Below are 10092 nucleotides of genomic sequence, written 5' to 3' on the forward strand. Positions count from 1 at the left end.
CGGCCTCGAATCAGGTATTCTGAATCACAATATTCGGGAATCGACCGCTGAAATCCTTGGCTCTCAGCGCCAGTTTCCCGGCCATTTTGCGGGCGATGGCCTTGTAGATTTGCGCCGGGCGCCCGTCCGGATCGGCGACCACCGTCGGTCGGCCGCTGTCGGCAAACTCCCGGATTTTAATATCCAGCGGTAACGCTCCCAACAGGTCCACCCCGTTTTTGGCGGCCATCGCCACGCCGCCGCCCTGGCCGAAAATCGCCTCCTCATGCCCGCAATTGCTGCAAATATGCACGCTCATGTTTTCAACCAGGCCCAATATCGGCACGTTGACCTTCTCGAACATGCCCAAACCGCGCTGGGCATCGATCAGCGCAATATCCTGGGGCGTCGTGACGATAACCGCGCCGCTGACCGGAATCTGCTGAGCCAGCGTCAGTTGAATGTCGCCGGTGCCCGGCGGCAAATCGATGATCAAATAGTCGATGTCGTGCCACTGGGTCTGCCCCAGCAATTGCTGTAGCGCACCGGTCACCATCGGGCCGCGCCAAATCATGGGCTGATCGGCATCGACCAAGTATCCGATCGACATGGTCTGCACGCCGAAAGACAATTTGGGCTGCAACAGCTTACCGTCCTCGCTGTCCGGCTGCCCCGACAAGCCCAGCATGGTGGGAATGCTGGGGCCGTAAATATCGGCGTCCAAGATTCCGACCTGGGCGCCTTCCGCGGCCAGCGCCAGCGCCAGATTCACCGAGGTGGTCGATTTGCCGACGCCACCCTTGCCCGATGCCACCGCGATAATGTTTTTCACGTTAGGCAAGGGTTTCAAGGTTTTTTGCACGGCGTGCGACACCACCTTGAACGATACCTCCACGTCCAATTTGCCGATTCCAGGCAACGCTTGCAGACGTTGCTCCAATTCGGCGCGCAGCTCGCCGACATAGCTCTTGGCCGGATAACCCAATTCCACCACAACGCTGACCGCGTCGCCGTCCACCGTGATTTTCTTGACCGCCTTGGCCGACACCAAATCGGTCTCGACATTCGGATCGATGAAACTCTTCAATATATTTTCGACAGCAGCTTTTTCAATAGCCATTCGCAACTCCCACAATAAACCAATAACCAAGCAAAATAGTGGGGGAAGATACCATCTTCCGCGGTGCCGAGAAACCCGGACGACCAAATCCATGGGCTTTCTTGCCAGCTCGCGCCAAACGCGTTACCCTCCGGTACGAACCAACTGATCGGCGCCAAGATACCTTCCGGCGCCCAAATCCCCACCATCATGATTGCCGCCACATTTCCGCTTACCCGTCGCCCCGTCGAAGACACCCCGCTGCTGCTTCCGTTCGCGCTGATACTGGCTTCGCTGCTGAGCGGCTGCCAAACCTTGGCCATCTTTTCCGAGCCGCAATCGGAAAAAATCACCTGGACCGTCAAGCCCAACGAAATCGTCGAGACTCACGAATTCAGCCTCTCCGCCGACTTGAGCATCGTCGGCGGTCTGGCCACCATTTCCAGCCGGGAAAACGATACGTTGTCGGACATTGCTCGCCATTACGGCCTGGGATACAACGACATCACCCTCGCCAATCCCGCATTGGATCCGTGGAGCTTGGCGAGCGACAGCACGGTATTGCTGCCCTTTCAATTCATAATCCCCGACGCGCCGCGCCAAGGCATCGTGTTGAATCTGGCCAACATGCGCATGTTTTACTTTCCGAACGCCCGGTCGGTCTTGACCTATCCGGTCGGCATCGGTCGCCAAGGCTGGAACACGCCGCTGGGCCAGACGCAAATCGTCGCCAAGAAAGCCAATCCGGCCTGGACCGTGCCGGAATCGATCCAACGCGAACACCAAGCGCTGGGCGATCCGCTCCCCAAAGTCATTCGCTCCGGCCCGGACAATCCGCTCGGCTATTACGCGATGCCGTTAGGCTTTAAGGGCTATTTGATACACGGCACCAACAAACCCTACGGAATCGGCATGCAAGTCAGCCACGGCTGCGTACAGCTCTATCCGGAGGATGTCGAATATCTGTTCAATCAAGTTGACATCGGCACGCCGGTGCGCATCGTCCATCAACCTTTTCTGGCCGCGTGGCAGCAAGACGTGTTGTACCTGGAAGCGCACCAGCCGTTGGAAAAATGGGAAAAGCAGCGCAAGCAACTGGAAAAAGACCTGCGCGGCAAGCTGAAGCAACTCGCCGCGGAACGGCAAGCCACGCTGGATTGGTCCAAGGTGGAGGCCGTCCTCAAACGCGCCGACGGCGTGCCGACACCGGTGCTGACCGGCAGTCCGGAGCTCGGCGAGCTGACCGCCGCCGCCCCACGGCTCGATCATCCCGAGCGGCTGTTCGGTCAGCCGGAGATCGGCGAGCTGGACGCTGGCGCCTGGTCTACGATCATCGTCGACGTGTTTCAAAGCGAAACCGAAGCGCAAAAGCTGGCGGCGATGTTGAATCACCAGGGCCCGCCGATCCCGGCGCGCAAAATTGCCAGCAACGGCAATTACCGGGTGTTAGCCGGTCCGTTCAAAACCAAGTCCGAAGCCAAGGCTGCGGCAAAACGCATCAAACAGAACTTCGATATCGACGCGACACCGCAAGCGCCGCCGACGGATTAAACCGCCGTCATTCCGACAACGCACCGGGCCTCAGCAACGCGGTAGCCTGCTCCACCGGAACCGGTTTGCTGAAAAAATAGCCTTGGCCGTAATTGCAGCGCTGCCCGGACAAGAAGGCCAACTGTTGTAAATCCTCTATCCCCTCCGCCACCAACTCCAATTTCAATTGGCCGGCCATCGCGGTAATCGCGGACACGATCGCCCGATCGCTGTCGTCGGTGGAAACGTCCTTGACAAAGGCCTTGTCGATTTTCAACGTGTCAAGCGGAAAACGCTTTAAATAGCTCAGCGACGAATAACCGGTGCCGAAATCGTCCACCGAGATACGCACGCCCAAGCGCTTTAAGCCTTGCAGAGTGGCTAGCGTGGTATCCACATCGCGCATCATGATGCTTTCGGTGATTTCCAGTTCCAACAATTCCGCCGGCAAGCCGGTTTCGGCCAGCACGGCCGCAACCACGTCCAACAAGCCGCGTTGATGTTGAAAATCCTGGAATTGCCGGCCGGATAGATTGACCGCGACGCGCACCGGCGTACCCGCCTCGCGCCAACGCTGGGCCTGTTCGCAAGCAGTCCGCAGCACCCACTCGCCTATCGGCACGATCAACCCGGTTTCCTCGGCCAAACCGATAAACTGATCCGGCATCACCATGCCCAAGGTCGGACTATGCCAGCGCAACAGCGCCTCCATGCCGATCACCGCCCGGCTATCGATTTGCACTTGCGGCTGGTAATACAGTGACAGCTCGCCCTGACCCAGCGCGCAGCGCAAATGATGTTCGAGTTGCAGATACCGCTGCGCGGTACTGTTCATTTCCGACGTGAAAAACTGATAGTTGTTCTTGCCGAGCTTTTTAGCGTGGTATAGCGCGGAATCGGCCTGGGCCAACAATTCGTCCAAATCGCCCGCGTTCTCGGGAAACACGCTGATGCCGATGCTGGCCCGCGAATAAATCTTGTTATGGTTGATGACGAACGGCTCGTTCAGTATCCCCAAAATCTTGACCGCCACCTTGGCGGCGTCCAGGCTGTCCTTGATGCCTGGCAACATGATGATGAACTCGTCGCCGCCCATGCGCGCCGGCGTATCGCCTTCACGTAGACACGAGGCGATGCGCTTGGCCACCTCTCTGAGCAATTCGTCGCCAACGGTATGGCCGAAAGAATCGTTGATCGTCTTGAAATTGTCCAAATCGAGAAACAAAAAAGCCACCACCTCGCTTTTGCGTTGCGCCCGTGCGATAAATTGCAAGGCCCGGTCGGTCAGCAGCGTACGATTGGGCAGATCGGTCAGGGCATCGAAATGCGCCATGTAATCCAGGCGCTGGCGGGCGCGTTTGACCTCTTCCATCTCCCTGGCATTGTCAATAACCAACGATAACGAGTGCGCGAAACTGGCCGCCAACTCTTCGTCGTTGGCGCTAAACGCCTCGCCTCCGGTCTTGTCGCACAGATAGATTCGTCCATAAACCCGGCCGTGCCGCGAAATCGGTACCGCCAACAGCGACTTCATCGGCGGATGGTGCGCCGGAAATCCAACGCTGCGGGGATCGGTACGCATATCGGCCAAGCGTAGCGAAATATCCTCTTCGATGACCACTCCCAACAGGCCTTTGCCTTGCGGCAGCTCGCCGATTTGCTTGGCTTGGGTTTCGCTGATACCGGAAAAGATGAATTCGGCCAGCCCCCCTTGTTCATCGACAATACCGATCGCCCCATATTCGGCGTCCAACAGCTTACGCAGGGCATCAAGGCCGGCTTGCAGCAATTCGGTTTCTATCGACGTCCGAGCCAACACCCCCAACAAGCTTCTGGCGGCTTCGTTGAGCGCGGCCAAGCGCTCCACCCAAACCACGGTCTGGCGATGGTTTTCCTCGGCAATGTCCCGCAAACGCAAGCTTTCCCGTAGCAACTGCCTATCGCGCTCCAGCAAGGCCTGCAAAATGCTTTCCCGGGTCACGACGCCGATAAACTCATCGCGACTCATCACGGCCAACACTTCCAAGCCACGTTTTCGCAGGGAACTCAATGCGGTCCGGATCCCGGCACCGGCCGGCACGGTCGCGACATCGCGATGCTCGACCAAATCGGCAAAGATCCAGCTAGGGTGTTGGGAAATATCATGGTGCGTGGCCAATCCGCAAAAGTCTGCGCTAAGCCCGGCATCGCGAAACACCGCGTACACGGTACTGCCTCCGACCCCGCTTTGAGGCCGATCTTCTTCCCGAACTCTGACCACGTCTGGCCAAAGACAGGCTTTTACCGTCAATTCCTTCATACCTTGGCGCTCAAACGTACCGACACGTCCAGTTCAGCATGCAAAATTTCGTCGACACTCATCAGCGGCTTGACCTGCCCTATCACAAACTCGATCAATGCCTCGCGCGAAGCGCGGTTCAACAGGCTTTTTCGGACCAAAATATCGCTGATGATGTCGTCGTCGCACTCGATATGCTCGAACGGCGCCTTCACCAGCAACTCGATGGCGCGGCGCATCGCGATACAACCGATCGGCGAATCACGCCCCAAAATCAACATGTCTTTAAGCGGAGGAATGCTGTATTCGCCGAGTACGGCGGAGATATTGACCTGATTCTGAGTTTGCTTGAACATGCCGGTAACCTAATTTCCCTAAATTTAATCGGTAATTTAGCAGAAATTAAGCTTTCCCAGCACCAGGCCTAGAAACGGTCCTCGCCAGCGCGCGTTAATTCAAAGGCGCAACGAAAAGCGGAACCGCCGAACAGACGGTTCGCGAGAACGATGGACAACGACACCAACCCCGGTTGGCGGCATTGAAATATGAGAGTTGGAGCACAAAAAACCGGACGAATAAACTTCCGCCCGGCTGACCGCGAAAACGCCGGCAGAGATGTTAGTTGCCGCCCTTGAAGCTGATTTGCAGCGCGTGCAGCGAATTCACGCAGTCCGCGCTGGCTTGGAGATTGGGATTATCGTGGCAGGTTTGATTTTGCGCCTTCGCTTCCTTGATGTTGGCAACATACCAAGCCACGGACTTACCCTCGGAAGCTGCCTTGTCTTCGTTAACCTCGGAACTGGCATTGGTGACGTTCAGGATTATGGCTCCCCCGAGTACCGCAACCGCGGCGGCAGCTATCAATTTGTTGGCGTGTTTCATAAAGACTCCTTCGCTATCTGTTACCGGAAATTTGGAATCCCGTGTTGGCGGGATGCCGGTAATCTAACAAAAAAGTCTAGCGTTAAAAATGTGGCGGATTGCCGCGCGACAATCTGTCCGAATATCGCGGCAAATAACATAATTCAATTAAATCGCCGAACCAGTCGGCGTACTTAATACCCTAGCCGCCCATCTTGAAATCCACCGGCGAAAGCGGCGCGCGGGCCTTGCCGATCGCGCCGCACGGCGGACTAATTTATTTGATTTTCAATAATTCCTTGCCGTCGCTAGCGAATTTGCAAATCCCGGCTGCAAAATAAGTGCATTCTTCGGACTGCTCCAGTTTGGCACCGTTTGGTGTCAAATGTACTTTTACCGAGCAGGACCGGGCTTCACCCTCGATATGCTTTTTCAAAACCAACTCGTTTTCCGCGACGACTTTCGCTTCGCCGCTAACTAATGCGGAGCACGCGTGTTTACCGGCTTCGTCGGGATTCGGTTCGAAATCCACATCGACGGTGACATTCGTGTCGTTACCGACTTTGTTGATCTTCATGTGCTGAACGTGGTTGCCGTCGCGCAGTAAAAAATGGTCGGTGGCCGCCAGGGCGGAACCTGACATTAACGCGATGGCCAAAAACAAGGTTTTTTTCATGATAAGCCTCTTTTATTGTGATTTGAAGTCGGGCAAGCCCCACGCGGAAAAATCCCGATCGACGCGCCGGCATCGCCGAGGCGTCGAGCTTGGCGGCGATTGTACCTTACTGCCGGACAGAGCCCAACCCGATGCCTGCGGGCTCGCCTCCAGCCATGAAACGACGATCGATTTATGCCATAATCGCCGGTCCTCTTTTGGCTGACCCGAACCCATGTCGAAGCGTAAAATCCTTGTCACCAGCGCCTTGCCCTACGCCAACGGCCCGATCCATCTCGGCCATCTGGTCGAATACATTCAGACCGACATTTGGGTGCGCTTTCAAAAACAACGCGGCCATGAGTGCTATTACGTCTGCGCCGACGACACCCACGGCACGCCGATCATGTTGCGCGCCGATAAGGAAGGCATCAGCCCGGAGCAACTGATCGCCGGCGTCGAGCAGGAGCACCGCGCCGACTTCGACGCCTTCGGCGTGGCCTTCGACCAATACCACAGCACCCATTCGCCGGAAAACAAGGCCTGCGCCGAACTGATTTACCTGAGGCTGCGTGACGGCGGCCACATCAGTAGCCGCAGCATCACCCAAGCTTACGACCCGGTCAAAAACATGTTTCTGCCGGACCGTTTTATCAAGGGCGAATGCCCCAAATGCGGCGCGCCGGACCAATACGGCGACAACTGCGAAGCCTGCGGCGCCACTTACTCGCCGACCGAATTGAAAAACGCGGTGTCGGTCGTGTCCGGCGAGCAACCGATCGAAAAAGACTCGGAGCACTATTTCTTCGAACTCGGCCACTTCGCCGAAATGCTGAAAGACTGGACCACCGCCGGCCACTTGCAAGCGGAAGTCAGCAACAAAATGGCCGAATGGTTGCAAAACGGCTTGCAACAATGGGACATCTCCCGCGACGCGCCGTATTTCGGTTTCGAAATCCCGGACGCGCCCGGCAAATATTTTTACGTGTGGCTGGATGCGCCGATCGGCTACATGGCCAGTTGCCGGCGCTTATGCGAGCGCACCGGATTGGACTACGACGGCTTTTGGAGCCCGGACAGCGACGCCGAGTTGTACCATTTCATCGGCAAGGACATCATTTATTTCCACGCGCTATTCTGGCCCGCCATGCTGCACGGCGCCGGTTTCCGCACCCCCAGCGCGATCTTCGCCCACGGCTTTTTAACGGTCAACGGCGAGAAAATGTCCAAATCGCGCGGCACCTTCATCAAGGCCCGCACCTATCTGGACCATCTGAACCCGGAATACCTGCGCTATTACTTTGCCGCCAAACTCAGCGCCGGCGTGGACGATATCGACTTGAACTTCGACGATTTCACGCTCCGGGTCAATTCCGATCTGGTCGGCAAAGTCGTTAACATCGCCAGCCGCTGCGCCGGTTTCATCGCCAAACGCTTCGCTTATCGCCTGTCCGGACACTGTGCCGAGCCCGAACTGTTTCAGCAATTCGTCGCCGCCCACCAAGGCATTGCCGACCTTTACGAAAGCCGAGAATTCGGCAAAGCGATGCGCGAAATCATGGCGCTGGCCGACAGGGCCAACCAATACATCGACGAGAAAAAACCCTGGCTGATCGCCAAGGAAGACGGCCGCGACGCCGAGCTGCACGCCGTTTGCAGCATGGGCCTGAACTTGTTCCGCTTGCTGGTGGTTTATCTGCGCCCGGTGATACCAACGCTGGCCGCCAATGCCGAAGCCTTTTTGAACATTCCGCCGCAAGGTTGGCCGGCCGATGCTCAGCCGCTAACAGACCACGCCATCAACGCCTTTACACCGTTGATGACCCGCGTCGAGGCCGACAAAATCGCCGCGATCGTCGAAGCTTCCAAGGAAAACCTGGAGAAAACCCCGTCGGTCAAGGCCAAACCTGCCAAAGCCGTCGGAGACGCCGCCAAACCCACCGAAAGCCACAAGCAAGAGCCCATCGCCGAAGCCATCGAAATCGAGGACTTCGCCAAAATCGACTTGCGCATCGCTCGTATCGTCAAGGCCGAAGCGGTGGAAGGCGCCGAAAAACTGCTGCAATTGACCGTCGATCTCGGCGACCACACCCGCAACATCTTCGCCGGCGTGAAGTCGGCCTATGCACCGGAAGATTTGGAAGGCAAGCTGACCGTCGTCGTCGCCAATCTGAAGCCGCGCAAAATGCGCTTCGGCACCTCGGAAGGCATGATGCTGGCGGCAGGTCCCGGCGGCAAGGACATTTTCGTGCTGTCGCCGGATGCCGGCGCCCAACCGGGCATGCGCGTCAAATAAAAACGGAACCGGGCATGCTGGCCGACAATATCGACGCTCTGCTGCCGCAGACCCAGTGCCAAAAATGCGGTTTTAACGGCTGCCGGCCTTATGCCGAAGCCATCTCGCGCGGCGCAGCCGACATCGACCGCTGCCCGCCCGGCGGCGAAGCCGGCATCGGCAAATTGGCGGCATTGCTCGGCGTCGCGGTCAAGCCGCTCAATCCAGCCTATGGCATTGAACGGCCGCGCCTGCTCGCGATCATCGACGAAGACGCTTGCATTGGCTGCACCAAATGCCTGCCGCCCTGTCCGACCGACGCCATTCTAGGCACGTCCAAGCATATGCACACAGTCATTGCCGATCTGTGTACCGGCTGCGAATTGTGCGTGGCGCCGTGCCCGGTCGCCTGCATTGCGATGGTTCCCGCGCCCAACCCCACTTGGACCCAGACCGACGCCGACCGCGCCAGACTGCGCCATCTGGCCAAACAACAACGTCTGACCAAGTTGGAAGCCGAAAAAGCCGAACGCCTGCAACGCCAAAAACAGCTGTTGTCGAAGATCAAATCCGCGAAAAACCAAGATTAACGCGATCGGCCATGACTTTGACCGCAATTACTTTTATAATACCCGACTATTCAATACGCGCCCGTAGCTCAGCTGGATAGAGCGCAGCCCTCCGGAGGAAGCAGTCAGCCGGATTTTGGGTTTTAGGGAAACGGTCAAAACCGCTTGACCGAATAGACTGTATCGTTAGACAGCAAATCGCATTGCGCCCTTAGCTCAGCTGGATAGAGCGCGGCCCTCCGGAGGCCGAGGCCAGAGGTTCGAATCCTCTAGGGCGCGCCATTTTGACCTCTTCCCCCAAACCGCGTTTTTGGCTCTGTGCCCTGGATGTGCCCTAACCGTGCCACGCACTTTAAGTCATTTTACGCGCATTGTCGCCAAACGACCTTCGCCCTCAAATCGGTAGAAAGTTAAAATTTTGAATATTCGGCCCGATAAAACATAAGGCATCAATTCTAAAGCTCATCTCGAATAAACCAGGTATTCCCCAAGCCATTGATACCCACCAAAACTCTATTTTCTGATGAAACCTCGCCAATCAAATTAATTCTTTCGACTTTGGTCATAACTGCTGCTGGGGATGTTTGCATGCAGAAGTTTCCTCGGCGCGGATCAAGATTCAATATTGATCAATTTACGAAGATGATTGGCGTAAACCACCAGTTTTTGGTTGACCGCTTTCATTTCCGTCACCAGTTCTTGGTATTCGGGATATTGGCGCTGCAGTTCCTGTGGCGTCATATCCTTATTCGCTGGATCCTCTATGGCGCTATTCCACCAACGTCGGTATCTGGCCTGCCATCGCGTTAGGTGGGGACGAAGTTCTTTGTTTAGGATATGGATAGA

Annotated in this window: 10 protein-coding genes and 1 tRNA gene; 4 read left to right on the forward strand and 7 right to left on the reverse strand. The window is 56.8% G+C overall.

The window, feature by feature from the left end:
- Positions 1 to 10: 10 nt before the first annotated feature.
- On the reverse strand, positions 11 to 1099 hold the full coding sequence (apbC, locus tag AC3B8H_RS00970) for an iron-sulfur cluster carrier protein ApbC (protein WP_488439756.1): 1089 nt from the start codon (positions 1097 to 1099) through the stop codon (positions 11 to 13).
- A gap of 189 nt (positions 1100 to 1288) precedes the next feature.
- On the opposite strand from apbC, the gene AC3B8H_RS00975 reads away from it, so the two are divergent.
- Positions 1289 to 2629 (forward strand): L,D-transpeptidase family protein, encoded by a 1341-nt coding sequence (locus tag AC3B8H_RS00975; protein WP_488439757.1) that lies wholly within the window; start codon positions 1289 to 1291, stop codon positions 2627 to 2629.
- 7 nt (positions 2630 to 2636) lie between these two features.
- Here AC3B8H_RS00975 and AC3B8H_RS00980 read toward each other — a convergent pair whose 3' ends face one another.
- From AC3B8H_RS00980 to AC3B8H_RS00995, 4 genes are all read right to left on the reverse strand, one after another.
- A complete protein-coding gene (locus tag AC3B8H_RS00980; protein WP_488439758.1) occupies positions 2637 to 4907 on the reverse strand; it encodes an EAL domain-containing protein in 2271 nt (756 codons plus the stop codon).
- A complete protein-coding gene (locus AC3B8H_RS00985; RefSeq protein WP_488439759.1) occupies positions 4904 to 5242 on the reverse strand; it encodes a hypothetical protein in 339 nt (112 codons plus the stop codon). The genes AC3B8H_RS00980 and AC3B8H_RS00985 overlap by 4 nt, the downstream gene beginning before the upstream one ends.
- A gap of 262 nt (positions 5243 to 5504) precedes the next feature.
- Positions 5505 to 5768 (reverse strand): EexN family lipoprotein, encoded by a 264-nt coding sequence (locus AC3B8H_RS00990; RefSeq protein WP_488439760.1) that lies wholly within the window; start codon positions 5766 to 5768, stop codon positions 5505 to 5507.
- A 256-nt stretch (positions 5769 to 6024) separates the two neighbouring features.
- On the reverse strand, positions 6025 to 6423 hold the full coding sequence (locus tag AC3B8H_RS00995) for a hypothetical protein (protein ID WP_488439761.1): 399 nt from the start codon (positions 6421 to 6423) through the stop codon (positions 6025 to 6027).
- Positions 6424 to 6637: 214 nt separating this feature from the next.
- Between AC3B8H_RS00995 and metG the strand changes: the two genes are divergently transcribed.
- The 3 genes from metG (at position 6638) to AC3B8H_RS01010 (ending at position 9528) form a co-directional block, all read left to right on the forward strand.
- A complete protein-coding gene (gene metG / locus AC3B8H_RS01000; protein ID WP_488439762.1) occupies positions 6638 to 8698 on the forward strand; it encodes a methionine--tRNA ligase in 2061 nt (686 codons plus the stop codon).
- 14 nt (positions 8699 to 8712) lie between these two features.
- A complete protein-coding gene (locus tag AC3B8H_RS01005; RefSeq protein ID WP_488439763.1) occupies positions 8713 to 9267 on the forward strand; it encodes an RnfABCDGE type electron transport complex subunit B in 555 nt (184 codons plus the stop codon).
- A gap of 184 nt (positions 9268 to 9451) precedes the next feature.
- A tRNA-Arg gene (locus AC3B8H_RS01010) sits at positions 9452 to 9528 on the forward strand.
- A gap of 173 nt (positions 9529 to 9701) precedes the next feature.
- Here AC3B8H_RS01010 and AC3B8H_RS01015 read toward each other — a convergent pair.
- On the reverse strand, positions 9702 to 9836 hold the full coding sequence (locus AC3B8H_RS01015) for a hypothetical protein (RefSeq protein ID WP_488439764.1): 135 nt from the start codon (positions 9834 to 9836) through the stop codon (positions 9702 to 9704).
- A gap of 22 nt (positions 9837 to 9858) precedes the next feature.
- The coding region (locus AC3B8H_RS01020; RefSeq protein ID WP_488439765.1) for a hypothetical protein at positions 9859 to 10092 on the reverse strand (234 nt) is incomplete at its 5' end.

The organism is Methylomonas sp. BG-2, from assembly GCF_057766305.1.

Bases quoted from the DNA above. Each gene is read 5' to 3' on its own strand.
- AC3B8H_RS00975 (WP_488439757.1), top strand. From the start codon at position 1,289: ATGATTGCCGCCACATTTCCGCTTACCCGTCGCCCCGTCGAAGACACC.
- AC3B8H_RS00995 (WP_488439761.1), bottom strand. From the start codon at position 6,423: ATGAAAAAAACCTTGTTTTTGGCCATCGCGTTAATGTCAGGTTCCGCC.
- AC3B8H_RS00985 (WP_488439759.1), bottom strand. From the start codon at position 5,242: ATGTTCAAGCAAACTCAGAATCAGGTCAATATCTCCGCCGTACTCGGC.
- apbC (WP_488439756.1), bottom strand. From the start codon at position 1,099: ATGGCTATTGAAAAAGCTGCTGTCGAAAATATATTGAAGAGTTTCATC.
- AC3B8H_RS01015 (WP_488439764.1), bottom strand. From the start codon at position 9,836: ATGCAAACATCCCCAGCAGCAGTTATGACCAAAGTCGAAAGAATTAAT.
- AC3B8H_RS00980 (WP_488439758.1), bottom strand. From the start codon at position 4,907: ATGAAGGAATTGACGGTAAAAGCCTGTCTTTGGCCAGACGTGGTCAGA.
- metG (WP_488439762.1), top strand. From the start codon at position 6,638: ATGTCGAAGCGTAAAATCCTTGTCACCAGCGCCTTGCCCTACGCCAAC.
- AC3B8H_RS00990 (WP_488439760.1), bottom strand. From the start codon at position 5,768: ATGAAACACGCCAACAAATTGATAGCTGCCGCCGCGGTTGCGGTACTC.
- AC3B8H_RS01005 (WP_488439763.1), top strand. From the start codon at position 8,713: ATGCTGGCCGACAATATCGACGCTCTGCTGCCGCAGACCCAGTGCCAA.